23 protein-coding genes and 2 pseudogenes are annotated in these 25,535 nt (G+C 47.3%); 13 read left to right on the top strand and 12 right to left on the bottom strand.

Going from position 1 to position 25,535, the window contains the following annotated elements; translation table 11 throughout:
* Positions 1 to 168 precede the first annotated feature (168 nt).
* The 4 genes from aztA to aztD are packed head-to-tail and all read left to right on the top strand — an operon-like array spanning position 169 to position 4,031.
* Positions 169 to 906: a zinc ABC transporter ATP-binding protein AztA gene (gene aztA / locus LPQ25_RS09075; RefSeq protein ID WP_000544020.1), complete on the top strand. Its 738-nt coding sequence runs from the start codon at positions 169 to 171 to the stop codon at positions 904 to 906.
* Positions 903 to 1,760, top strand: coding sequence for a zinc ABC transporter permease AztB (aztB, locus tag LPQ25_RS09070; protein WP_001104308.1), 858 nt, complete (start codon positions 903 to 905; stop codon positions 1,758 to 1,760). The genes aztA and aztB overlap by 4 nt, the downstream gene beginning before the upstream one ends.
* Positions 1,761 to 1,791: 31 nt before the next feature.
* Positions 1,792 to 2,742 (top strand): zinc ABC transporter substrate-binding protein AztC, encoded by a 951-nt coding sequence (aztC, locus tag LPQ25_RS09065; protein ID WP_004175378.1) that lies wholly within the window; start codon positions 1,792 to 1,794, stop codon positions 2,740 to 2,742.
* A 38-nt stretch (positions 2,743 to 2,780) separates the two neighbouring features.
* Complete coding sequence (gene aztD / locus LPQ25_RS09060) at positions 2,781 to 4,031, top strand: zinc metallochaperone AztD (protein ID WP_000746719.1); 1,251 nt, start codon at positions 2,781 to 2,783, stop codon at positions 4,029 to 4,031.
* A 223-nt stretch (positions 4,032 to 4,254) separates the two neighbouring features.
* Here the strand turns inward: aztD and LPQ25_RS09055 are convergent, their stop codons facing one another.
* The 7 genes from LPQ25_RS09055 to thrS form a co-directional block, all read right to left on the bottom strand.
* The gene (locus tag LPQ25_RS09055; protein WP_001419900.1) at positions 4,255 to 4,509 is read right to left on the bottom strand and encodes a hypothetical protein; all 255 of its coding nucleotides are present in this window, start codon (positions 4,507 to 4,509) and stop codon (positions 4,255 to 4,257) included.
* Positions 4,510 to 4,872: 363 nt separating this feature from the next.
* Positions 4,873 to 6,057 carry an NAD(P)/FAD-dependent oxidoreductase gene (locus LPQ25_RS09050; protein ID WP_004175377.1) on the bottom strand — a complete coding sequence of 395 codons (1,185 nt, stop codon included), beginning with the start codon at positions 6,055 to 6,057 and terminating at the stop codon, positions 4,873 to 4,875.
* Between the two features lie 41 nt (positions 6,058 to 6,098).
* Positions 6,099 to 6,434 (bottom strand): hypothetical protein, encoded by a 336-nt coding sequence (locus LPQ25_RS09045; protein ID WP_000230473.1) that lies wholly within the window; start codon positions 6,432 to 6,434, stop codon positions 6,099 to 6,101.
* Between the two features lie 152 nt (positions 6,435 to 6,586).
* Positions 6,587 to 7,609, bottom strand: coding sequence for a porphobilinogen synthase (gene hemB / locus LPQ25_RS09040; protein WP_004175376.1), 1,023 nt, complete (start codon positions 7,607 to 7,609; stop codon positions 6,587 to 6,589).
* Between the two features lie 60 nt (positions 7,610 to 7,669).
* Positions 7,670 to 9,016, bottom strand: coding sequence for a dihydroorotase (locus LPQ25_RS09035; RefSeq protein WP_004175375.1), 1,347 nt, complete (start codon positions 9,014 to 9,016; stop codon positions 7,670 to 7,672).
* Positions 9,013 to 9,600: a M14 family metallopeptidase gene (locus tag LPQ25_RS09030; RefSeq protein ID WP_234599511.1), complete on the bottom strand. Its 588-nt coding sequence runs from the start codon at positions 9,598 to 9,600 to the stop codon at positions 9,013 to 9,015. The genes LPQ25_RS09035 and LPQ25_RS09030 overlap by 4 nt, the downstream gene beginning before the upstream one ends.
* 254 nt (positions 9,601 to 9,854) lie before the next feature.
* Positions 9,855 to 11,813 (bottom strand): threonine--tRNA ligase, encoded by a 1,959-nt coding sequence (gene thrS, locus LPQ25_RS09025; RefSeq protein WP_012131856.1) that lies wholly within the window; start codon positions 11,811 to 11,813, stop codon positions 9,855 to 9,857.
* 252 nt (positions 11,814 to 12,065) lie between these two features.
* Between thrS and LPQ25_RS09020 the strand changes: the two genes are divergently transcribed.
* The 5 genes and pseudogenes from LPQ25_RS09020 (at position 12,066) to LPQ25_RS09000 (ending at position 16,307) form a co-directional block, all read left to right on the top strand.
* Positions 12,066 to 12,980, top strand: coding sequence for a metal ABC transporter substrate-binding protein (locus tag LPQ25_RS09020; protein WP_000939730.1), 915 nt, complete (start codon positions 12,066 to 12,068; stop codon positions 12,978 to 12,980).
* Positions 12,981 to 12,983: 3 nt separating this feature from the next.
* Positions 12,984 to 13,700 (top strand): annotated as a pseudogene (locus tag LPQ25_RS09015) (manganese/iron ABC transporter ATP-binding protein); the annotation flags it as partial.
* A gap of 100 nt (positions 13,701 to 13,800) precedes the next feature.
* Positions 13,801 to 14,661, top strand: a complete 861-nt coding sequence (gene sitC, locus LPQ25_RS09010) for an iron/manganese ABC transporter permease subunit SitC (protein ID WP_000118630.1) — start codon at positions 13,801 to 13,803, stop codon at positions 14,659 to 14,661.
* On the top strand, positions 14,655 to 15,482 hold the full coding sequence (locus LPQ25_RS09005) for a metal ABC transporter permease (RefSeq protein ID WP_004175372.1): 828 nt from the start codon (positions 14,655 to 14,657) through the stop codon (positions 15,480 to 15,482). Before sitC ends, LPQ25_RS09005 begins: the two co-directional genes overlap by 7 nt.
* Positions 15,483 to 15,497: 15 nt before the next feature.
* Entirely contained in the window at positions 15,498 to 16,307 is an 810-nt protein-coding gene (locus tag LPQ25_RS09000; protein ID WP_000709111.1) for a DUF1460 domain-containing protein, read from the top strand.
* 16 nt (positions 16,308 to 16,323) lie between these two features.
* On the opposite strand, the gene LPQ25_RS08995 is transcribed toward LPQ25_RS09000, so the two are convergent.
* The 5 genes and pseudogenes from LPQ25_RS08995 to LPQ25_RS08975 all read right to left on the bottom strand — a co-directional run bounded on the left by LPQ25_RS08995 (position 16,324) and on the right by LPQ25_RS08975 (position 20,560).
* Positions 16,324 to 17,190, bottom strand: coding sequence for a tunnelling fold family protein (locus LPQ25_RS08995; protein WP_001419903.1), 867 nt, complete (start codon positions 17,188 to 17,190; stop codon positions 16,324 to 16,326).
* Between the two features lie 129 nt (positions 17,191 to 17,319).
* The gene (locus LPQ25_RS08990) at positions 17,320 to 17,880 is read right to left on the bottom strand and encodes an LbetaH domain-containing protein (protein WP_000944851.1); all 561 of its coding nucleotides are present in this window, start codon (positions 17,878 to 17,880) and stop codon (positions 17,320 to 17,322) included.
* A pseudogene (gene folE2, locus LPQ25_RS08985) lies at positions 17,870 to 18,804 on the bottom strand (GTP cyclohydrolase FolE2). Before folE2 ends, LPQ25_RS08990 begins: the two are co-directional and overlap by 11 nt.
* A gap of 63 nt (positions 18,805 to 18,867) precedes the next feature.
* Positions 18,868 to 19,290 (bottom strand): RNA polymerase-binding protein DksA, encoded by a 423-nt coding sequence (gene dksA / locus LPQ25_RS08980; protein WP_000165782.1) that lies wholly within the window; start codon positions 19,288 to 19,290, stop codon positions 18,868 to 18,870.
* A 70-nt stretch (positions 19,291 to 19,360) separates the two neighbouring features.
* A complete protein-coding gene (locus tag LPQ25_RS08975; protein ID WP_000831732.1) occupies positions 19,361 to 20,560 on the bottom strand; it encodes a CobW family GTP-binding protein in 1,200 nt (399 codons plus the stop codon).
* A 97-nt stretch (positions 20,561 to 20,657) separates the two neighbouring features.
* Here LPQ25_RS08975 and LPQ25_RS08970 point away from each other — a divergent pair, with 97 nt between their 5' ends.
* From LPQ25_RS08970 to LPQ25_RS08955, 4 genes are all read left to right on the top strand, one after another.
* Positions 20,658 to 21,110: a Fur family transcriptional regulator gene (locus tag LPQ25_RS08970; protein ID WP_000211298.1), complete on the top strand. Its 453-nt coding sequence runs from the start codon at positions 20,658 to 20,660 to the stop codon at positions 21,108 to 21,110.
* An 81-nt stretch (positions 21,111 to 21,191) separates the two neighbouring features.
* On the top strand, positions 21,192 to 22,574 hold the full coding sequence (cysS, locus tag LPQ25_RS08965) for a cysteine--tRNA ligase (protein ID WP_004175365.1): 1,383 nt from the start codon (positions 21,192 to 21,194) through the stop codon (positions 22,572 to 22,574).
* Positions 22,575 to 22,644: 70 nt separating this feature from the next.
* Positions 22,645 to 23,775: an NAD(P)/FAD-dependent oxidoreductase gene (locus tag LPQ25_RS08960; RefSeq protein WP_001075587.1), complete on the top strand. Its 1,131-nt coding sequence runs from the start codon at positions 22,645 to 22,647 to the stop codon at positions 23,773 to 23,775.
* Positions 23,776 to 23,786: 11 nt separating this feature from the next.
* A complete protein-coding gene (locus LPQ25_RS08955; protein WP_012131854.1) occupies positions 23,787 to 25,436 on the top strand; it encodes a nucleoside recognition domain-containing protein in 1,650 nt (549 codons plus the stop codon).
* The last annotated feature ends 99 nt before the right edge of the window (positions 25,437 to 25,535 follow it).

Raw genomic sequence — 25,535 nt, 5'->3', positions numbered from 1 at the left:
AGCCTTTTATGTTTTCTCTTACTCGCTGAAACGATTATCAATTTTAACGCTACCTTAAGCCTGGCTTCGTACATGCACGTTCCATATCAAAAAATCGATTAAACGTTTACATTACATTTGTTATGTTATAACGTTACAAAAAGTAACTTATTATGTGGAATGGATGTCATGCACGACTACTCTTTGCGTTTTGCAAATCTGGCGCTGGGTTATGAGGGTTTACCTGCGATACAAAATATTACCGGGACGATACAAAAAGGGTCCCTTACAGCCATCATCGGCCCTAACGGTTCTGGTAAGTCAACACTGCTTAAAGGTATCGCAGGGATTCTGGCTCCGTTAAGTGGCTCCTGTACCGTAGAACCAAAGGCGCGCATTGCCTATCTGCCACAAATATCGGAATTGGATCGCACTTTCCCTGCAACTGTTTCAGATTTAGTTTCCCTAGGTTTATGGCCTGAAAGAGGGTTATTCCGTCATCACAGAATTGAGGATCGTAAACGGCTTACTGATGCATTGGGATCAGTAGGATTAGCAGGGTTTGAAAAAAGACAGCTTAGTGCATTATCCGGGGGGCAGCTTCAACGCGCGCTCTTCGCACGGGTCATTCTTCAACAGGCAAACATCATCTTGCTTGATGAGCCTTTTAATGCCATTGACGCCACTACTATTGATGACTTGCTTGTGCTGATAAACCGCTGGCATGCTCAGAAACGTACTGTCTTAGCTGTCATGCATGATATCGGTCTGGTTAGAAATCATTTTCCACAGGCCATTTTGTTAAACGGTAAATTAGTGGCATGGGACGAAACAGAACAAGTTCTGCGCCATACCTCACTTCTACCGGCACAGAATATGGGCACAGCACGTGCTTTACCTGGGCAACATGAGGCTACACATTCATGAACTGGCTTCATGAATGGGTTCTAGCACCTTTTGTCGGCTTCGGTTTTATGCGCCGGGCGCTTTATGGTTCATTTCTGCTTTGTTTAAGCGCTTGCCCGGTTGGCGTTTTTTTAACATTACGCCGTATGAGTCTGGTTGGTGATGCCATGTCACATGCTATCTTGCCCGGTGCTGCATTTGGCTTCTTACTCTACGGATTAGATATATTACCGATGACTATTGGTGGGCTTGTCGCAGGGCTGATAGTCGCTATTTTTGCAGGGGCGGTTTCCCGCTTAACAGTGCAAAAAGAAGACGCTTCAATGGCTGCTTTTTATTTAATCTCACTCGCAGTCGGCGTGCTCATTGTATCGCTTCGAGGCTCAAGCGTGGATCTTATGCATGTCCTATTTGGAACTGTGCTTGCACTCAATCACGAAGCGCTGTTGTTAATTTTCTCTGTCGCGCTGCTCACACTTCTGCTGGTTTCTATATTCTGGCGCGCACTTATTGCTGAGTGCCTTGACCCTTTATTTCTTCGCTCCGTTTCACGATTGGGATCGCCAGTCCATTTTATTTTCCTGGCCCTGGTGGTACTGAATCTTGTCGCTGGTTTTCAGGCACTCGGCACTTTGCTCTCTGTCGGGGTAATGGTCTTGCCAGCTGTGACGGCTCGTTTCTGGACGAGACGTGTAGCAACAATGTGCATAGCCTCTGTCCTGATAGGAATGCTTGCATGTATAAGCGGTTTGTTATTTTCATTTCATTTTTCACTACCTTCAGGACCGTCAATCATATTATCTGTGGGAATTATGTATCTTGTCTCTGCTGCTGCCATGATGGTGAAAAACATCCACTTAAAAAAACTTCGTTAATCTTTTCACTACAAATCGAGGAAATTATTTAATGAGAAAACCCGGTTTTATATCTTTATGCATCCTGACGACATCAATGCTTTTTTTACTTTTTACTTTCCCGGCGAAAGCGAAAATTAATGTCATAGCAAGCTTTTCTGTTATTGGCGATATGGCAAAAAACATCGGTCGGGACCGCATCGAACTGCGTACTATTGTCGGCCCTAATGGCGATGCCCATGTTTATGAGCCCTCTCCTGCTGACGCGATCGCTATGTCTAAAGCGGATGTCATACTGGTAAATGGTTTACAACTTGAAGGCTTTATTTCACGGTTGATCGAGGCAAGTGAAACTTCCGCACCGGTAATTGAAACAACAAAAGGAGCAAATATTCTCCAGGACCCGGCAGGCGGACACTATCATTTTTATGACGGTAAAGCGGTCTTTCATGCTGCACCGTTTGATCCACATGCCTGGCAATCAGTAGGGAATTCCAGAATATATGTGAAAAATATTGCAGAAGCCTTTTGTGCACAAGATAAAAGTAATTGTGATTTTTATCAGGCTAATGCCCGTGCTTATGATGCAAAACTTGCGGATCTGGAAAATAAAATTATTAAGACTGTCGCTACGATCCCACAGGAAAAGCGTACTGTCGTCGTAGGCCATAATGCATTCAAATATTTTGAACAGGCATATGGTATACATTTCCTTTCCCCTCAGGGTATATCCACCGAATCAGAGGCCTCTGCCGCTGACGTTGCCGGCATACTTAAGAAAATTAAAGAAAATAACGCATCAGCTGTTTTTTCTGAAAATATTTCCAATCCACGTCTGGTTGAACAAATTGCCAGAGAAGCTGGCCTTAACGTGGCTGGCGTGCTTTATACAGATGCCTTGTCAGAACCAGGAGGACCGGCTTCTACCTACCTGGAAATGATGGAACATAACGTAACGGCGATTGCGACAGCGGCGAGCAATAGCCGTAATACCCAGCCATAAATACCCGCCGAACAGTTTTATATATGATGGAGAACATTATGAAGAAACGCTTATTATCTACTTCAATCTCAACGCTGCTTTTGGGCCTTTCTGTGATGCCTGCTTTCGCAGATGAAGACGTAACCGCATGGCGTCTGTTCATCGCCGATCATGATAAACCCGTTGTGAATGTTATTGATGCACTGGATGGAGATAAGCTCGCAACATTTAATGTTAAAGGCCCTGCAAATTTATCTCGCAGCGAAAGTGGTGCCACAATTTTCGCTATCCAGGGTAGTGCTGGCGTAGTATCTACAATCGCTTCAGGCATTGCTTTCCATGATCACGGAGATCATGCAGACATTGATATTGACGCTCCCAAATTATTACCGCTGGAACTAACGGGTAAAAAACCTGGTCATTTTGTTGAACGTCAGGGCAAAATTGCCCAGTGGTTTGACGGGGAAGATAGCGCGCAAATCCTGGGTGAAAGCGCCGTTCTTAAAGGTCAGAAGAATATAACGAAAGTAAATGTTGTTGCGCCACATCACGGCGTTGCTGTTCCTTACGATAATTATGCTGTCGTATCCATTCCCAACCCTGATGATGCGTCAAAACGACCTGTCGGCGCTCGCGTGGTGGACCTGCAAGGTAAAAAAGTGGGTGATGATGCCTTATGCCCCGGACTTCACGGCTCAGCCGGCTCGGGTGATACTTTTGCCCTATCATGTGAGACTGGCCTCCTGCTGATTACGCAAAAAAATGCGGCACCGGTTATCAGGCACCTTCCCTACGCGAAAACGTTGCCAGAGGGAAGCACATCCACCTTGATCGGTGGTAAGGGAATGCAATATTTTATCGGTAATTATGGGCCAGACCGGATTATTCTGGTCGATCCTACCGAATCGGATAGCTTCCGTTTGATTCAGTTGCCTACCCGTCGAGTCCATTTCGTTGTAGACCCGGTACGCGCGAAATTCGCCTATGTGTTTACAGAAGACGGAAAGCTTAATCAAATAGATGTCCTGAAAGGGGAAATTTCGCAGTCAGTGCGTGTCACTGATCCCTATTCAATGGATGGCCACTGGAATGATCCACGGCCGAGAATCGCAGTAGCTGACAATAAAATTTACGTCACCGATCCGTTGAAAAGTAAAATTATTGTGTTAGACGCTACTTCTTTTAAAAAGACCAGTGAAATTAGCGTCGAAGGGCAGCCATTTAATATTGTTGCAGTCGGCGGTTCAGGAAAAGTACATGGTGAACATCACGATCATGAAGCTCATCATCATGATGATCACGCTCATTAATACTTGTCAAACCTAACAACGCCTTTCATAGTAGATCTGCTGATAGCAGATCTACTTTCTGGCTTTAATAATCTTTTTGAATTTACCCTGGGAATAACATCCATGAATATCAAATTCCCTTTCATACTATTCACCTCACTTTACAGCATTTACTGCTCTAGTTGATTACACCAGAATCTTTTCAGCTTTCAGCTCTTACAAGTAATATATTTATTTAACTCTCTCAAAGCTTTTGATTACGCAACATTGAACAGAAAGGGCAATTGCATCCAGGTACTGCCACAGCAGCACAGGTTCCTAAAGTCGTCGTCTGAAACTGCCTGCTATGCTGGCTGTAAAAGTTACTGATGATGCTGTCTTCTGTTGCGCGCAACTGCTTTCCTGAAAGATCTGAACCAGTCGTATCTTTCGCCTGAAATGCCAGAGCCGGAGTCGAAGCCATTGTCAGGGAGAATGCAACTATCTTACTGATTTTCATGTTAACCTCTTGTTAAATCTTCCTCTGAAACTACAGTATGAGAAAACGCATAACAACTAGTTATCTTTCGGTATGCGGAATATGAGCCTGGATGTTATAAAATAACATAACACACCCACAAAAAAATGATACTATTGGGTAGTGATGTTCCTCTACAGAAGGCGTTCTGGCTGACTGTAACCAATGCGTACGCGGGCTATAATGGCCAGATATAGCCTGACATCACACACCTTGTCGTATTTTTGCAAGCTTAAACGCTTCAGGCCTGCCCATGTTGGACAGGCTTTTTGTTAATGCCGCTGAACAGGATCTAGTTTATTAGCTTTCTGATCCTCATTTCAGTGGTGAACATCGACTGAAAAATTACTGTGCAGCCGGGAAATGTAACGTAGTAAAAGCAGGAAAATCCTTTGCCGTTTTCCCAAGTAATCTTTCAGGAGAGAAATCACTCAAAAGCGAAGAACGCTTATCGTGGAGAATCTCTTCCGCGCAAAGCCGTCCGATCAACGGCCCCAGAGTCATACCACTGTGCGTCACCATGAGGTAGATTCGTCGCTTACCAGAGATATAACCAAGCCCTGGAAGACCATCTGCCGGTCGGGAACGCTGCCCAACAGCTATACGTTCCAGCTGTGCCATTTCCATATTATTAAATAGCTTCCGTAGCCTTTTGTGCATTTCTTCACCGATATAGCTATCTACCGGTGCCGGATTTGCAGGATTGGCAAAGCTGTCAAGGTCGGGACACTGAAGCAGTAATCGCCCCCCTCCTTCTGGCCGGACATTTAACCCTGGCGTGATTAAATTCGCCTGTAACTGGGTTAACACCGGGCGCGTATAGCCCAGAAAACCACATGCGATTTTATTCGGCTGGTTCGGATCGATCATTGCCAGTTGCTGCCCAAGTAGCGAAGCGAGTTCGGCAGACCATCTTCCCGCCGCAATGACTATACTGTCTCCCTGCCAACGTTCGCCATTGGCAAGGCTTATCTCTGCCCTATTTTTTTCTTCAGTTAACTCTGTCACTTCGCTTTGTGTTTTCAGTTCGGCGTTATGAACATGAAGCTCGGACACCAGCCATGCCATAAAAACGGAAGGTACCAGTAAGCATTCACCTGGAAAATACCAGATATCTCCGGCATGAGATCCCACGCGGATTTCAGGAACTTTGCGCTTAAGTTCATCTGCGGAAAGGTTCTGAACAGGATAGTTCAGTTCCAAAAGACGGCTGACCCGGTCTTGTAACCGTTTTTGCTCTGGCGCACCAGCCGCCCATTCATAAGTCCCAGTCGCTTTTAGCCAATGACCTTCTGTGGTCCGTTCCTGTTGTAGCCGGATATGCTCGTCAATCGCCAGGGCATTGAGATGATGATAACTTTCTGGTGTTTTGCCATTTGAATTAATCCAGGCAAAAGTCGTGCTGCTTGTCCCCGCCCCCACATGGCTACGCTCAAAAACAGTGACTTTTGCTCCCTGTTGCGCCAGGGAGCGGGCCACGGACAGGCCGAGTACGCCTGCACCAATAACTGCTATTTTTTTGACCGACATGCCTTTCCTCCTTTTTATCAGCTTCCTGACGTTGGGCTTTCTTATGGCTTATCGCCAAGTTCATTCAATACGATTTCCATTGAAGGGGCTGATGTAAGCTTATCTTTATATTCAGCCGATATGTCAGGAAGGCTGGTAAACTGACCATCAAGAAAAAGAAAATCTATCTTATTGGCAATATCCTCCAGCGCTTCGATTTCTGTTTTGAGATTTTCCCCCTTTTCCTTATTGCTATCCAGAAGCCAGTCAATGGTGCCGTTTTGTTTGGTTAATCCACCAAGATCAATGACATGACCATCGATATTCTGTGCAAGAATGCGGTTTTCACACAGGAAAAGTAGATAAGGCATACGGTCCTGTTTACTGGTTTCGACCATAACTGCTTCCTCCAGATTATTGGGCTGATACAAACGATTCGTCAGAATTCGCAATAAAGATAAGAATTAAAGTATAGAAATTCTCGCTGATTATGACGTTTACTCTCAGCGGTGCTCCTGCTTAGCGACTAAGGAATTTTGTCAACAGGGAATCAATATTCCCGTTTATGTTGATTAAGCAACTGGGCTACTGTATTGGCAAAATAAGTCAGTATTCCATCCGCCCCGGCGCGTTTGAAGCACATAAGTGATTCAAGCACCGTTTTTTCTTCGTCCAGCCAACCATTTCGGAAAGCGGCCATATGCATCGTATATTCCCCTGAAACCTGATAGGCAAAGACGGGTACTGCAAAAGTTTTCCTAGCTTCCCTGATAATATCCAGGTAAGGCATGCCCGGCTTAACCATCACCATGTCTGCCCCTTCCTGCAAATCCTGGGCAATTTCATGCATAGCTTCCATTGCATTCGCCGGATCCATCTGATAGCTTTTTTTGTCCCGTTTACCCAGTGATACAGCAGATTTCGTCGCCTCGCGAAAAGGACCATAATAGTTCGACGCGTATTTTGCTGAATACGCCATTATCTGGATATTAAGCAGTCCATTCGTTTCAAACGCTTGTCTGATATGACCGATGCGGCCATCCATCATGTCGCTTGGAGCGACAATATCTGCGCCTGCTTCGGCGTGGGTAAGCGCCTGTCTGGTGAGAATTTCTTTTGTCGGCTCATTAAGTACATATCCATTTTCGTCAGTGATGCCGTCCTGACCATGTGTCGTATAGGCGTCAAGAGCAACGTCAGTTATCACCCCGAGTTCAGGAAAAGCCTTTTTCAGCGCCCTTACAGCTCGCGGTACTAAACCGGATGGATCCCACGAAGCGTCTGCCATCAGCGATTTAGCAGAACTTTCTATACACGGAAATAGTGCAATAGCAGGTATACCTGCCTGAACAAATTGCGCGGCATCATGAAGCAACATATCAACCGACAGACGAAATACGCCCGGCATCGACGGCACTTCCTGTCGCAGGTTTTGCCCCTCAATAATGAATACCGGTAAAATCAGGTCATCTACGGTCAGCTGATTTTCAGCGACCAGACGGCGACTGAAAGAATGGGTGCGAGAACGGCGCAGTCGTCGTGCCGGGAAAGAACCAGGAATAATAATACTCACAAGATTTGCCTCTTCTGAATTCTCGGGGAGAAGTTATGCCTGAGCAAAATAAATACGTGGCTAGCGACAGAATTCCAGTGGCAGGCCGTACTTCTGCTGTATGGTGCGCCCATTCCAGATAACGTGGCCATTTACCAGCGTCATATCAACCGCCCCGCCTGACAAAATCCGGCCTTCAAAGGGGGACCACCCGCATTTGTATGCCACATCCTCCCGGATTATCTGTTGATGACTAAACGGATCGATAACCACCAGGTCCGCCCAATAGCCTTCTCTGATATAGCCACGATCTTTGAGCTGGAAGCGCTCGGCTACAGCATGGCTTGTCTTTCTCACCACCATTTCCGGGGTAAAAATCCCCCTGCTGCTCATATCCAGCAGTGCAGGAAGAGCATGCTGCACCAGCGGTAAGCCGGAAGGCGCAGCAAAATAGTCATTCTGCTTTTCCTCCAGCAAATGCGGCGCATGGTCAGTCGCGATAACGTCAATAATGCCTTCATTAACGCCTCTCCAGAGGGCTTCCTGATGAAAAGAGGATTTTACGGATGGATTACATTTGAGCTTATGCCCCAGCATTTCATAATCGTCATAATTAAAAAACAGGTGATGAACGCAGGCTTCAGTTGTAATGGTTTTCTGGCGCAGCGCCTCCAGCGTGGGAGCAGCATCAAAGAGAGCGAGTTCATCTGCGGTGGTGATATGCAGGACATGTAATCGGGTACGATGTTTTTTCGCCAGAGAGACGGCCTGGTGGGAAGATGTCAGGCAGGCGTCCACAGAACGAATAGCGGCATGTTCGCCAGCAGGAATAGCGTCCCCCAAACGAGCCCGCCATGTCTCCTCATTATGCTTTATTGTCGGGGTATGCTCGCAATGTGTTGCTACCAGGCAGGGTGCGTTGGCGAAAATACTTTCCAGGATCTGTTCATCGTCCACCAGCATATTTCCGGTAGAAGCTCCCATAAACACCTTCACCCCACAGGCTTGCGAAGCCGTAAGCGCTTTCAGTTCGTCAAGATTATCGTTCGTCGCGCCGAAGTAAAAACTGTAGTTCGCCAGCGAAGAATGCGAGGCACGTTGAAATTTCTCACGCAGCGCCTGAAGGGTCGTTGTTGGTGGCGTAACGTTAGGCATTTCCATAAAACTGGTAATGCCTCCCATTACAGCGGCAGCTGATTCACTGGCAATGGTTCCCTTATGCGTCAGACCGGGTTCGCGGAAATGAACCTGATCGTCAATCATACCGGGGATCACCCATTTCCCTCGCACATCAATAACCTGCCATTCCGTTCGGGAGGGAATAAGCGAGGCAATTTTCTGGATCCGTCCTTTATCAATGAGGATGTCGGCCGGATAGCGCAAGTCTTCATTGATTATTAATGCATTGGTCAGTAATAAAGGCTTCATGACATCCCGCTCCCGATGCTGTTGCGCTCCAGTATCGATGAGATAAACGCGCCGATTAAATAACGGTTTGCTTCTGCTCGTTTTGCAAAGGGTTGCAATCCCGGCGTTTCAGTGCACGCTGCGACGTCGGAACAGGAAGAAAACAACCATGATTCAAATGACGAATCGAAATGGTTAAAAATAATGCCATCCTCACATTCACAACCATCAACTCGCTCTTTTTCCATGACCGGGAAAAAGCGTTCAAGTTCATCACGTAATGCCACGCTGAAATGACCCAAGCGAGTAGCATGTTCGAAAGTGTAGAGATACGCCTTATGACGAAGAATATCTTCATGGCAACAGAGCACACCATGACTTGCTGCGTTTTTCAGAAGCGTTTCATAGTTGAGCAGTACTTTTCCTTCAATAGAAGGCTCGACTTCTGCACCTTTGGTAAAGCCTCGGTTTGGATTCTGTCCAAGACTATTAAGGCGGCTACCAGTGCGCAGACCAGAGAGGTTTACAAGCGGTAAAAAACTCACGGCTACGTTATCAAACAATTCAGGGAGCCCTCGCGCAAAAAATCCAGCATCCCCCAACATCCCGCGGGTTCTTCTCCATGAAACCCTGCCGCAATCAGTACGTGAGGAACATCTGCCCCCTGATTAACAGACTGATAGAGTGATATTTCTCCATCACCAGTATTACTAAGAATGATCTCGGAAAGCCCCATCGCCTGGACTGTTCTCTGAACGCCGTTTTATAAAAATCGATATCGTTGCTTTGGGTATCATCCTCCTTCACCGGCCAGACGTGACGACCGCTCTCGCGTCGGGGGATATCGCTTCTGCTTTGCTTAATCAAGGTGAACCTCCGGTGGCTGGCAACATATTTTGATAGCGTCTGCCGCCTCATTGAGTAACAGCGTCCCCATGCACCTCCCGGTACGATCGCGCACCGTGACACGCGCCGCATTCTCCTCCGCATCGCCAACGATCAGCAGGAAAGGAATGCGGGCCAGAGTCTGTTCACGGATTATAAATCCAATTTTTTCATTGCGGAGGTCGGCCTCACAACGCAGCCCTTTCTTGCGAAGCGCCTTCAAAACCTGCTCCGCATAGTGATGCTGCTTGTCGGTAATCGTCATGACCACGGCCTGAACCGGCGACAGCCAGGCGGGCAGTTTACCGACGTAATGTTCAAGAAGGATACCGGTGAACCGCTCAAGGGAGCCGAAGAGCGCCCTGTGCAACATCACCGGGCGTTTTGTCGAGCCATCCTCGGCAATATAGCCAATATCAAATCGCTCAGGCAGATTCATATCCACCTGTAGCGTTCCGCACTGCCAGTCACGACCAATCGCGTCGCGTAACACAAACTCCAGTTTAGGGCCATAGAAGGCACCTTCACCGGGATTTACCGACCATTGTAATCCCTGCGCTTCCAGAGAGGCTGAGAGCGCGTTTTCCAGCCTATCCCAGTCTGCGTCGCTTCCCATCCGCTTTTCAGGACGAGTGGATAACTTGATTGCGACCTCTTCAAATCCAAATTGCTTATAAATATCAAGCACCAACTGAAGGATACTTTTACATTCCCCCTCGACCTGTTGCAGCGTGCAAAAGATATGCGCGTCATCCTGAGTAAAATGGCGGACCCGTAATAAGCCATGCAGCGATCCAGAGGGTTCATAACGATGGACTTTACCAAATTCAGACAGGCGAACGGGTAAATCGCGGTAACTCTTGATCCCGTATTTAAACAGCGATACCGCCCCAGGACAGTTCATCGGCTTGAGAGCGAAATTCCGGCCATCCTCGGTTTGTGTCGTAAACATATGATCACGATAATTATCCCAGTGACCGGAAATTTCCCACAGGCTGCGGTCCATGACATCAGGCGTATTGACCTCAACGTAACCCGCCACCTCATGGCGGCTACGCATATAGGCAATAAGCGACTGAAAGATTGTCCACCCCCTGGGATGCCAGAAAACCGCGCCTGGCGCATTGTCCTGAAAATGAAACAAATCCAGCTCCCGACCCAGCTTGCGATGATCACGTTTCTCCGCTTCTGCCGTTTTCTCAAGCCAGCCATCAAGCTGTTTTTTGCTGGCCCATGCCGTGCCATAAATCCGCTGTAGCTGTACATTGTTGGCTTCACCACGCCAGTAAGCACCGGATACGTTAAGCAACTTCATATTTTTTAGAAAACGAAGATCCGGAACCAATGGGCCATTAAAGCCGTCCGTGAACTGCCTGAGATGGCATAGTGTCACCGACTTATCTGCCAGTATTTCCATCAACTCCGTTGATTTGAATTTCTCGCCCCGCTGCTCAAAACAGTCAATAGCCTGTGCCCGCGTGACCTGCTCTTTAATAATCGGCGGGTTTTCAGCGATCAGACTTGTCATGTGCTGCTCAATCATCCCCAGGTCATCGCGAGTAAAAGGTTTATCTACCGCGAAATCGTAATAAAACCCTTCCTTAGTCAGTTGCCCTTCAACCATCCTGGCCGAGGGAAACAGCTGTTTTACAGACGCTGCGAGAAGGAGAAGACAACCTCGGCGAATCGGGCCCAACGCTTCTTCATCAAAAACTGTAATGATATTGAGCTTTCCACTGTTCTTTGCTTTCTCAAGCAGATCCACACATTTACCATCAATTTCCGCGTACACAGCGCTTTTCGCGACGGAAGAACCGATGCTTTCTGCAACGTTCTGCAAAGTTGCCCCTTTTCTGACGTGCTTCAGAGAGCCATCAGGAAGAGTAAAAGTGAGAGGTTCTGACTCTGTTATAGGCGCTTCTGACATTTTCATATCCCAACATAGCTCAGTGATTAACAGCAACTATGTTGCATTAATGCACATTTTAACGCAACCATGTTGCATTAAAAGTGGCATGTCTGAGATATCAGCGCTTGCATAAGCCATGAAATACTGTGCCATCAGCTCTTAAATGATAAAGATAATTTTTCTCATTTAAATATAGCCTGTGCTATGTTGCATAGTATAAGCTATGTTATAACATTACTAATTATTAACAAACAGTGATTTCATCAGGAGATAACCATGCTTCAACTAAAGACGGTAAAGATAATCCTGTTAAGCACCTTTATCACAGGACTGACAGCTATTCATGGCGCTTATGCTGCTGAAAAGTTTAAGGTCATCACGACATTCACGGTAATTGCTGACATGGCACAGAACGTGGCAGGGGACGCCGCCGAAGTCAGTTCGATTACCCGGCCTGGCGCAGAAATCCATGAATATCAGCCTACAACCGGAGATATAAAGCGTGCTCAGGGGGCACAGCTAATCCTTTCAAATGGCTTCAACCTCGAACTCTGGTTTCAAAAATTTTATCAACGATTGAAAAACGTACCGGATGTGGTGGTCACTACAGGTATCACTCCAATAAGCATTACCGAGGGTCCGTATGATGGAAAACCAAATCCTCATGCCTGGATGTCGCCTGATAATGCACTGATTTATGTAGATAATATTCGTGATGCGCTGGTGAAATACGATCAGGGAAATGCTGAAACTTACAAAGCCAATGCGGACGCCTATAAACAAAAGATCCGTCAGACGCTTGAACCGCTGCGTAAACAAATAGAAACCCTCCCTGCCGAACAGCGCTGGCTGGTATCGAGCGAAGGCGCATTTTCTTATCTGGCACGCGATCTGGGACTGAAAGAACTCTATCTATGGCCGATTAATGCCGATCAACAGGGAACCCCGCAACAGGTTCGTAACGTAATCGATAAAGTCCGGCAGAATAAAATTCCGGCGGTATTTAGCGAAAGTACCGTTTCCAATAAACCAGCCCGTCAGGTCGCACGCGAAACAGGTGCACATTATGGGGGCGTACTTTATGTGGATTCCCTGAGCGCAGCAAATGGCCCGGTTCCCACCTACCTTGATCTGCTGAACGTCACTACCCGGACAGTGGTACAGGGTTTGCACAGCGGAATGAAGGAGTAAAAGATGAGCCAGGCGGCAGGCATCACAGTAGCGGGCTTAACTGTTGTTTATCGTAACGGCCATAAGGCATTACAGAATGCATCATTCAGCGTCCCTAAAGGTTCGAACGCGGCCCTGCTGGGGGTAAATGGTTCCGGAAAATCCACACTATTCAGGGCAATGATGGGATTCGTATCCCCTTCATGCGGAACGATTTCACTTCTCGGGATGCCTCCTGCACAGGCGCTTCGCCGCAATATTATTGCCTATGTACCTCAGTCCGAGGAAATTGACTGGTCGTTCCCGGTATTGGTGGAAGATGTCGTCATGATGGGCCGGTATGGCCATATGGGTATGCTGCGTAGAGCGGGTAAAGAAGATCGCAGGATCGTTAATGATGCGCTTGAGCGTGTAGATATGCTTCCTTACCGCCACCGGCAGATTGGTGAATTATCCGGAGGGCAAAAGAAGCGGGTGTTCCTCGCGCGTTCTATTGCACAACGGGGCAAAGTAATCCTTCTTGATGAGCCTTTTACCGGTGTGGATGTCAATACCGAAAAGAAAATCATCACGCTGCTTGGCGAACTGAAAGAAGAAGGCAGCACCCTGGTGGTTTCAACGCATAACCTTACCTCCGTATCCGAATATTGTGATTATACCGTTCTGGTGAAAGGCACCGTGCTGGCAAGCGGTCCTGTCGCCACGACATTTACGCCGGAAAATATAAAAAAGACGTTTAGTGCAAACATTGAGAGTGAGTCAGATATATTGCCAGTTCAGGAGGATCAACACAGCCAAATTATCAACCTTCCGCTGAATATGAAGATAAAGGCAGGTCATCATGAGCTGGCTTCTGGAGCCTTTTGGTTATCAATACATGCTCAATGCCATGTGGATTTCGGCAATGGTCGGAGGAATATGTGCTTTTTTATCCTGTTATCTGATGTTGAAGGGTTGGTCACTAATTGGCGATGCGCTGTCCCATTCTATCGTACCCGGAGTAGCTGGCGCTTTTATGCTGGGACTGCCCTTCTCGGTGGGTGCGTTTGTTTCTGGCGGGCTGGCAGCAGGCAGCATGTTCCTTCTTAATCAACGTACCCGTCTAAAAGAAGATGTCATCATTGGTTTGATCTTTTCATCCTTTTTCGCGCTTGGATTATTTATCATCTCGCTGAATCCTGTTTCGGTAAATATACAATCAATCATTCTGGGAAATATCCTGGCGGTTCCGCCAGAAGATATTCTTCAGCTTACCGTCATTGGCATTATTTCGGTTATTACGTTGTTATTAAAATGGAGAGATTTATTACTGACCTTTTTCGATGAAAATCATGCGCGGGCGGTAGGATTACATCCGGAAAGGCTTAAGATATTATTTTTCCTTCTGTTAACCCTCTCCACCGTTGCGGCATTACAGACCGTAGGCGCGTTCATGGTGATCTGCCTTGTGGTAACGCCTGGCGCAACGGCCTGGCTGCTTACTGATCGCTTCCCCCGCCTGGTCTGTATTGCGGTGACCATAGGCAGTGTCACCAGCTTTCTGGGTGCGTGGGCAAGTTACTACCTTGATGGCGTAACGGGTGGCATTATCGTGGTCGCTCAGACCCTCATTTTCTTGCTGGTGTTCATTTTCGCCCCGGTACATGGCTTACTGGCGAACCGCCGATCGGTTTCTCAGTCAAAAGGACCGCGTAAATGCTGAATATGCTCATTGAACCTTTCCGCTTTGACTTCATCAATTATGCCCTGATAATCGCGCTGCTGGTCTCTGTTCCCTGCGCCCTGCTGTCTGTTTTTCTCGTGCTGAAAGGTTGGGCTCTGATGGGGGATGCCATGAGCCATGCCGTGTTTCCCGGGGTTGTACTGGCCTGGATTGTAGGGTTGCCATTAGGCACCGGAGCTTTTGTGGCTGGATTATCCTGTGCTTTACTTACCGGATATATTAAAGATAACAGCCGCATAAAGCAGGATACGCTGCTGGGTATCATTTTTTCGGGTATGTTCGCCTCCGGACTGATTTTGTATGTCTCAGTCCGTCCGGATGCTCCGCTTGAACATATCCTCTTTGGCGACATGCTTGGTATAAACGCCACCGACATACTCCAGACGGGCACCATTGCCTTATTTATACTGCTGATTACCGGAATTAAATGGCGTGATTTCCTGCTTTACTGTTTTGATATTCAGCAGGCCAGGGTCAGTGGACTACGGACGGGATGGCTCTATTACGGATTACTGAGCATGATTTCGCTTACTGTTGTCGCCACGCTAAAGTCCGTGGGGATTATTTTATCCGTCTCTTTGCTTATCGCGCCCGGTGCTATTGCAGTTCTTTTGACGCAACGATTTAGCAACGCATTATTCATCGCTGTGGCTTTATCGGCTCTGGTATCAACGACCGGCGTTTACCTCTCTTATTTCATTGATAGTGCGCCTGCGCCAACGGTTGTTTTGCTTTTTGCCCTGATATTTATAGTTATTTTTATATACTCAAGCTTTAAATATAATGAGAAATATCTCTGAGGAAGTTGATATTTTATGAAAAAAGCAATTATCTTTCTCCTTTCATTTTATAGCTGCGTGGGATTCGCTGAGCCTCAGCAGGCACGAAGCGACTATTCTATTGAAGAAAGTCAGGCGAAAGTTAACAAAATCCTTCATACCACTTCGTTGTACAGAAATGGCCTCAGCTATAATGAACGCGTTGCTGAGATATCCTCCCGTTTCCTCGGAACGCCTTACCAGGCGCATACACTGATTGGATCATCTTCGATGCAAGAGAGGCTGGTCACTAATCCCAGTACCGTGGATTGTTTTACTTTTCTTGATTATGTTCGCTCCATGGCGCACGCCAGTAGCTGGCAAACTTATGTATCTGAACTTGTTAAGACTCGTTATACAAACGGAATGATTGATTTTACTGGCAGAAAACATTTTTTCACGGACTGGGCGGTCATATCTCCGCGAAATGCACAAGATGTTACTCAGGACATCAGTCCGTATACTATTACTGTCAACAAACAGCTAAACCAAAAGAATAAAAAACAAGAATATGTTAAGGGTCTCGGCATTATCTCACGACGGATAAGTTACATACCGGCTTCTGCAATAGATAAAGAGGTAATAAATAAACTGCAAACAGGTGATTATGTGGGTATTTATTCAACAAAAAGAGGCCTGGATGTTTCACATGTTGGGATCATTATCAAAGACCACAATAACATCTGGTTCAGAAATGCATCGTCATTAGCGAAAAATAGAAAGGTAGTTGACTCACCTTTTATTAGATACATGGCTACAAAACCGGGTATTGTAGTTTTACGAGACAAAACAGATCAATACCCCTGAAAAGTAGAATAGTGTGTCAGGCAATAGCGCCTTTCCCCACTCCCTCAAAGGCATGGACTTCTATTTTCGCTGCGGGTAAACCGTGCTCAATTGACTGCCTGATAAATAAAGCCAGTGACTCAACCGTGGTATCACACGGCAGAATATCTACTACCTCAGAACAAAGCATGATTTCAAAGTATCCCTGAGAACTCCGCCAGGAAGAACATGTCAGCCCCTTATGCCAGTATGCAACGCCACGCGGTGAAAGTGTTGTCACTGTAACGACATCTTCCCGGCTTAATAGATAAGCGTTATTCCATCGCGTTGCCCACTTCTGTTCCCACATATGGCTTCGCTCACCATCCACAAAAATTCTGATCGCAGAGCGATGCCCATGCGCTATTCTCTGGCAATTTCCGCGGTGTTTTTTCAGTCCATGCGAATAGTGATAACTGTCCCCATTAATACTTTCCGGCCGTAACGTTATCGTTATGTCTTTTACTCCTTGCGGCAAACACGCCAGTAAATGTTTTTCTATTTGGGATTCAAGGCAACGGGAATTAATATTATCTGTTTGGACCAGCCAGAAACTCTCCTGCGGCCCGGAAATAAAACACTGGGTCTCCCCATTCTTACGCAGCATGGCGACTTCCGTCGTAGTGCCTGCATGACTAACAATAATATGACTATTTTGTTCCGGCACAATCAGGACATGATCGGCCAGTTTATCAATTTCATGTTTGATACTTTTTTTAGCATGTGAGAAATCCATTACCATTGACTCAGCATTCAGATCTCCCTCAAGAATAATATCAACAATAAGGCTATCGCCAATCAACCCGGATTCCGCATCAAGGAAACTAAAATCCATGACCGTCAGATCATTAATAAAAAGTTTCACCGCTACCTCTTTAATAAAACAGAAAAGCCTCTTCCGCAAAAGGAAAGAAGAGGCAAGTATCATTTTGCTACATTAATAACAAATCGTTAATAATACGGTGTTACGTTAACGGCACTAGCCGAGCCATACTCAGAATTCATTGCGTAACTTCTGATAACCTTCGACCAGTTTAACGTTGGTACTGGCCACTTCTTCTGAAAATTGTAAAGAAGCGGGGTCTACCCTCGAATAACTTTTAAGATCGGAATCAGGCCCCACGCGTTCCGTTGATGGAATATAGGTATTCTCAGGCAAGGTAACGCCATCCACAACTGCATTATAGCGAATAACACAACCAGTCTGAATATGACAGTTAAACAACACGCTGTTGAATCCAATAAATACCCGCTCGTCAACCTGACAGGGGCCATGCACTATTGCACGGTGGGCAATAGACGTTCCGCTTCCTATTGTCACTGGCGCGCCGCTTTTTGAGTGAATAACCACCCCGTCCTGAATATTAGAGTGGGAATGGATAATGATAGGATCCATATCCCCGTCTGCATTTAGCTCGTCAGCCCGGATAACCGCATAAGGTCCGACGTAAACATAATCATGAATAATGACACGTCCACAAATTACCGCGGTGGGATCGATATAGGCCTTTGTTGACACCACTGGGGTATGACCTGATGGGTTTTTACGTAACATTTTTACTTCCTTTCCAGTGAATACGGGCAACGGCATTATGAGGATGCAGGCTTTCCTGATGCTCAACCCTGATATCAAATGCTTCACAAAAGGGTGCACAACGAAAAACGTTATTGAGCCGACGGGCAGCATCTTCGCAAAACATCAGATTCTGACCGTTAGCCACCGCAAAAGCCTGTTCGTCGCTCCGCTTGACAACCGTTTGCACGGCTGTCCCGAGAGCAACTTCAGCATAATCAATCAGTTCAATCACAGGCAGTGATTTTGCTTCAGGATTAAGACGGATACTCACCCATGCCCAGCTTCGCTGGCTGTGCGGGGTTGCCGGCATTCCTTTCTCAACAAGCCAGTCGGCTATTTCTGCTGCCGGGAGCCTGTCGATCCTGTTACCAAAGTCTTTGCTAAACTGCAAACCCGCGACGTGGCGGCTAAGTGCAGCGGAAGCCGGGCAGGTGGACGAATAAGGGATACCCACTTTGAGGGTAACCGTAAAAGATTGCCTGAGTTCGGCGCTCAGAGTCAGAGGATAAGCTTTCCAGCCGGAGTGATTAGAATTTAACGACTTACGCGACAGTAACAAATCCCTGAAATCTCAATACTGGCTTCATCACTACGTCCCTGATGAGATACCAGAAATGCTTTCAACACATGTTGCAATAATGCCGGTGTGATTTCCCCTTGTGTCAGTTCGTCCAGAAGAAGATAAAGACGAGACATATGGATCCCCTTTTCAGCTTCAGGTGAACTGAGAAGGTTTATGCCAGCATTGACCTTTGCTGATACCGGCCTGCCTGCGATGTCTATCGGCAGGTCAATTTGTTCCATGCCAACCCAGGATAATGACTCGCCCTCACCGTCACCCTTAGTGGACTGAATATCCGGTAGCATTCCGGGGCATAAGGTTTGTTTGGCTGCAATACTCATATATACCTGCCTGATCTGATATTTACTCTCATCCCTACCCTGCCCCCTGCCTGAGCCACCGCTTTATTTCTTTCGGTACTGAATCTCAACTTTTTCCTCCTTTGTTTTGGCTTCAATACTTAATTCTGCGGTGGGCCTGAGTAGCAGGCGTTGCAGACCGATAGGTTCGCCTGTATCCCGGCAGAAGCCATATTCTCCTTTTTCAAGCCGCATAAGCGCTGCATCATATTTCGGCAACAGGCGGCTTTCTCTGTCTATCTGTCTGAACAGCAGACGTAACTGCTCTTCACGAATGGCGATGTCACCTTCGTCACCCGTTTCTGGATTATCCTGCAGTTGTTGCTTCATCTGGTCTATATGATCAAGCACCTCCTGCCTTTCGTGGCGGATAAGCCGCCGGAAGTAGTCCTGTTGCACAGGATTCATGTAATCTTCTGGCAGCATCGCCAGGATTTTTTCTCGTTCAGCGCGGGTAGGTTTAGTCATGTCCTGTACCGATAAAATTGCGTAATGAAACGTTATAACATAACATTAACTGCCGCTGCAAAATAACCTGTTAAGCCAGCCGGGCCACTTTCGTGGGCCAGGGATCGTGGAAAATCCCCCCCTGCTGCCACCAGAGAATTTCCTCTTCAGTGAGTAAACACTGGCGCAATGCGAGGGCAAAATCGTCAATTTCGCCGCTCTCGCCAATAACAGTCAGGCGGCAGCGCCGGTCACCAAATCTGCCAGGCATTTTTGCCAGTTGCTGACGGATAGCTGCGCGTTCTTCCTTTGTCAATGAATTATCAGTGTGAGTCAGGACCCCGGCTTTCCAGTAGCTTATGAATTCGAGATTGATGCTCCCTGCTGCCTGGTTCCACAATAATGCCAGGTCATCCCTTCCCGGTAGCCAGAAAAACCCCTTGCTGCGGTAAACGCCTGCGCCCATGAAGCGATGGCAGGTATCCCACAGCCGCTGCGGATGAAATGGACGGTCATCCTCAATGACCCTCCACGAAATATCGTATTTTTTATCGGTTTCATCCGGCAAAACTGCGTCAATGGCATCCTGAAGCTCATCGATAAGTAACGCCACCCGATGAAAATCGTAATCCGGCATGGAAAGCAATTCATCCAGCTGTAAATTTCCCCAGGGCACGGCCATAATTGCAACCTGGGGATTAAGGGGATGTATGGCTCTGGCTACCTCAGTAACCACATAGAAGGGTAACCGGTCGTTTTTGGTTAATAAGAGCTTATTACAGAACATAATCTGTTCTGCCAGCAGGCTTTCCACTCCCCGGGTTCCTTTATTGAGGTGCTCCTGGAAAACCGGAATAAGCTTCTTTCCACCGTCGTAGTCATCATTAAGCATGACCGTATCAACAAGAGACAAAAATGCTTTGAGACTTACCTGGGTATGTTCTCGCAGATAGCGGACCAGGGGAAGAGGATGGCTGCTACCTGAGGTTTCCAGTAAAATAAAATCCGCAGACCGTTTTTCGAGCAGGTTTTTCAGCGCGGAATCCAGCTTCTGGATCCCGCTTCTGCTGCTGATACTGTCTGCTGAAATACTCACAAAATTGTTACTGGCTGCATCAACGATTTCTGTGTTGGCTATCAGGACGCCATCCACATCAAGTTCACTCATGTCATTAACGATGACGGATACAGTCATTCGCCGTTTGTGTGCCTGTGTAAGAAGGTTTTTTAGCAGAGTAGTTTTCCCTGCCCCCAGAAAACCATTAAGGATAATGAGCGGTGTTCTTTTCATAGCATCCAGCCTTATGCCGCTAAACGTTAATGCAATCAAGTTGCAATAATACCGGCTTCCTGCCAAAATTCAAATGACATGACTCGGAGGGGGAAATATGACAACACCAGTAGCCAAAACGTATGACTGGAAGCAAACGTTGCGCACACATGGTTTGCGGGCAACGCCATCCACCCTTGCTACACTGCAGTGCCTTGAACATGCCAGCCAGGCCATGAGCCATGACGATTTAACTCAGCAACTGGGCGAGCAGGCTCCCGATCGTGTGACCCTTTACCGAATACTGGAACGGCTAATGCAGGTCAGTATTGTCCAGCGTTATACCGACTCGGCAAGAACTCAGCGTTTCGCTCTGACCCAACGGGCTGCCGTAGGACTTTTTGAATGCGATAACTGCCATCATGTTATTCCTATTGAGCAGGATCCAGCCCTGGAAGCGGCCATTGAATTGGTAAAATCACATCTCACTGGACATGGTATGACCGAACGGGAAATTACCCTTTCCAGTCATGGTATCTGTCCGGACTGTAATCGTACTATCACCAAATAATTTTTTTCTTATTCCGGACGACTGTTAATTAGCGCCAGGCGTGTTCGTGTGCTGCTATCTAAAAATAATGAGGTAAACGTAATGATTAAACTAACAAACACGCTTGGTATGCAAAAGGAGCTATTAGTTCCGGTTAAAGAGAGCAAAATCGGCATGTATGTATGCGGCGTGACGGTTTATGACCTTTGCCATCTTGGGCACGCCAGAACCTTTGTAGCTTTTGATATGATTGTCCGCTATCTGCGTTTTCGCGGATACGATGTGACTTTCGTGCGTAACATTACTGATATAGATGATAAAATTATTCAGCGCGCCCGTGATACGGGAGAGGACTGGCGCAGCCTGACAGAGCGGATGGTGCATGAAATGCACATTGATTTTGCAAAGTTAGGCATCCTGCCGCCAAACATCGAACCTCGTCCCACAGAGCACATCCCACAAATCATCAGTATGATCGAACGACTTCTGCATCGACAATTTGCTTACATTGCAGAGAATGGTGACGTCATGTTCTCCACTGCATCGGCAAAAGGCTATGGAAAGCTTTCGGGACAGGATATTACCATGCTTCGTGCCGGGACCCGCATCGAAGTGAATGAGTATAAACGCGATCCGCTGGATTTTGTTCTCTGGAAGCGGGCAAAACCCGGCGAGCCCGTCTGGCCATCACCCTGGGGTGAAGGGAGACCTGGCTGGCATATTGAATGTTCCGCAATGAACTGCCATTACCTTGGTACCCATTTCGACATTCATGGCGGTGGTTCTGACCTGATATTTCCCCATCATGAAAATGAGATTGCCCAATCCACCTCCGCCAATGATGGCCCTTACGTAAATTACTGGCTTCACACCGGCATGGTGACGGTGAATAAAGAGAAGATGTCGAAATCGCTGAATAACTTTTTTACCCTGCGCGATATTCTGAATCGGTTCGATGCCCAGAGTGTGCGCTTCTTCCTGCTAAGCGCACATTATCGTAAGCCGCTGAATTATAGCGAGGAGAATATTCACCTCGCGCGCGCCTCGCTGACACGGCTCTACACCGCATGCCAGTTCGCTGACGGGTCTCGATCTGAACAGCACGATGCATGGCGGGCCAGATTCTGTGAGGCAATGGATGATGATTTCAATACACCCCAGGCGCTTGCCATTTTATTTGAACTGACAAGAGAGATTAACAGGCTTTGCGGAACGAATGATGATGAAGCCGCAGCACTTGCCACCACGCTGAAAGACCTGGGGAATGTGCTGGGTTTGCTTGAACAATCAGCGGATGCCTTTTTGAAAAACCGCAGTGATCTTCATCCTGCAGAACTGCAACTTATTGAAAAGTTAATTCACCAACGCAGTGAGGCACGACGTATGGGCAAGTGGGACAAGGCCGATCGTTTAAGAAATGAATTAGCGGAGCAAGGCATTGATCTTGAAGATGTCGGCGAAAATACCTCATGGCGTATCCGATAAGTTGTCCCTCTGGATGTAAAAAATTTCAATATCAATTGTTATGTTATAACGTAATGCAAAGGGTAATTTTATGAACCAACCACGCGAAGTCGTTATTGTCGGTGCGGGTCCGGCCGGGGTGGGTATGGCGGCGCTTCTTCGTCGTAGTGCCATACAGGATATCCTGGTCGTTGACAGTCACGAAGTAGGTGCCTCCTTTATGCGCTGGCCGGAAGAAACCCGTTTTATTACTCCTTCTTTTTTTTCCAATCCGTTTGGACAACCAGACCTGAACTCTGTGACCCCTGACAGTTCATTGGCGCTTTTCTGCGGTGAAGAACATCCTGGGGGGAAAACTTATGCCAGTTACCTTAAGGCCGTACTGGATGAGTATCAGATACCCGTCATGGCTCCCGCCAGGATTGCAAAGGTTGCGTTGCTCAGTTCCGGTAATTTTATACTGATAACAGAAGCAGGAGAGAAGCTGGAAACACGCTCTTTAATATGGGCTACAGGCGAATTCCAGTTCCCAGACCGGCAGATTTTTCCTGGAGCAGATATTTGTTGCCATTACGGTGATGTGACCAGCTGGAAGGATTTCAGGAAAGGTGAATACATTGTTATAGGCGGCTATGAAAGCGCGGTGGATGCCGCTGTAAACCTGCTGGAAAATGGCTCATCGGTAAAAATGTTAACCCGCTCAGCCCCTTGGTCAACTAACCACATCAGCGATCCCAGTCTATCGCTTTCCCCTTATACCCGTGAGCGTTTGAACAGAGTGATGAATCACCGTCTTTTCGAAATTTATGAAGATGCGGATGTCTGTGAAGTAATCAGAATGCCCGGCCCGGGAAGTTCGTACAAAGTCCATACCACAAACGGACGCGCCTGGGCTACTGACGAGGTGCCTGTGCTTGCTACCGGCTTCCAGTGTGGCGGAGGAGCAAGGCAACTGGCTGCTTTTTTTGAATGGAATGATGATGGCTATCCGGTCTTAACGGACGAAGACTGCTCAACCCTTTTTCCTGGTTTGTACCTTGTCGGCCCTCATGTGCGGCATGCCGGTAATATTTATTGCTTTATCTATAAGTTCCGTCAGCGCTTTCCCGTCGTGGCAGAAAGTATCACGCGTCATCTGGGCCTGTCCTCTGAAGGAGTACGGGACTGGTGGGTTCTGCCTTCAGAGCCTGACTGCTGTGCCGATGAGGACTGTGCGTGCTGAGGTCCGTGTTTATGCAATCATTCGTTTTAATGGGATTAGAAAGTGCAGGAAAATCTACCCTGTTTAATATCCTGACGGAAAGTGCTGCCAGTGATGAGCGTAATTTCAGGGGATCGACCGTTGTATGTCGGGAAGGTCTCATTAATGATGCAGGGATCTGCCTGGTTGATACGCCAGGCATACGTTTTCAGAGCGACAGTGAAACCACAAAACTCGCCCTTGATGCGCTAAATCAGCATGATGGCATTCTGGTGGTTCTGCGGGCCACGCACGCTCAGCAGGAGTGGCAAACGCTCTGTCACCTCATACCGCCACAGGCAAAACACGTTGTTATACTCCTGACCTTTGCTGATAAGATCAGAAAGGGCCTTCTGGAAGTGACTGAATACCTGAGTGAAACATCAGGTGCGCCGGTACTGGCAGTCAATGCCCGGGAAGCTGGCAGCAATGTTCGCCAGGGAATAGTGCAGTTGCTGTTGCAGGATAAACCTGCACCCTCCGCTGTCTCTTTACCCCGTCAAAAGATACCGGTAATTAATCTGCTGGCTGAATTTCCTCAACAAACGATATTTGAACATCGTTGGTGTGGAAAAGTTGCTGCAATAGTATGCCTTTTCCTGCTGTTTGCCGTTCCGGTATGGGGGGCATGGCTGCTGTCAGATTTTATTCAGCCTGTCATTGACAGTGCGGTTATTCAGCCGCTTAAGAATATAACGACGAGCTGGCCCGACGTTCTGAAGACACTATTTGTCGGCAATTACGGTCTTTTTAGTCTGGGACTTTATTCGTTTGTATGGGCATTTCCTGTGGTGGTACTGATAGGGTTGTCTCTTTCGCTGACTGACGACAGTGGACTTAAGGAAAGAATTACAGCGACGCTGGATCCCTGGTTGAGAAAACTCGGCCTCAGCGGTCAGGACCTTATTCCTGTATTAAGCGGTTTCGGCTGTAATGTCGTGGCGGTTTTTCAGAGCCGTTCGTGTTCGCGATGCACCCGGCATGCTTGTATAAGTATGATTAGCTTTGGGTCCGCTTGCAGCTATCAGACGGGGGCGACGCTTTCTCTTTTTAATGCCGCCCATCAACCATGGCTCTTTATCCCCTATCTCAGTCTGCTGTTTTTCACAGGCGCAATACATACGCGCCTCTGGAACGGGTCGTTGAAGCCTGGCCAAAACCAGCGTCTGACAGAGATCACCTGGCTACAATGGCCACGCTGGCGAAATGTGACATGGATGCTGAAAAATATCCTCCGTCAGTTCATTACGCAAGCCATGCCGTTATTCCTGATTATCTGCATTGTTGCGGGGATGCTTGATTACGCAGGGATCACTCGCTGGCTGAGTGAAACGACGGCACCTTTACTTCATCTTTTTAAACTGCCAGCAGAACTGATGCCCGGGATCATTTTTTCACTGCTAAGGAAAGATGGTTTGATGGTGCTCAATCAGGATGGCGGCAGCTTAATACAGTCTCTCAGCACATCTCAGTTACTGCTACTTGTCTGGCTCGCCTCTACGTTGATGGCCTGCCTTGTCACGGTATTTACCATCGCCCGGGAAATAAACTGGCGGTTTGCAGCAGCAGTGGCGGGAAAACAGGTATTAAGTTCTCTGGTGGTGGCTCTGGTGATATCCCAGTTATTTATTCATGAGGCATAAGTATGATCCCCAAGACTTACCAGCAATGGTACCGGTGCATCACAGAAGAATGTGGAATTCCCTTGACGCAGGCATTTATTGCATCCCGTCTGGCAGTCC

It is taken from the genome of Klebsiella sp. KPN54798, assembly GCF_021184225.1.
GTDB classification, from domain to species: domain Bacteria; phylum Pseudomonadota; class Gammaproteobacteria; order Enterobacterales; family Enterobacteriaceae; genus Klebsiella; species Klebsiella pneumoniae.
Note: the sequence above shows the minus strand (reverse complement) of the source record. Positions and strands in the feature narration are given on the sequence as shown.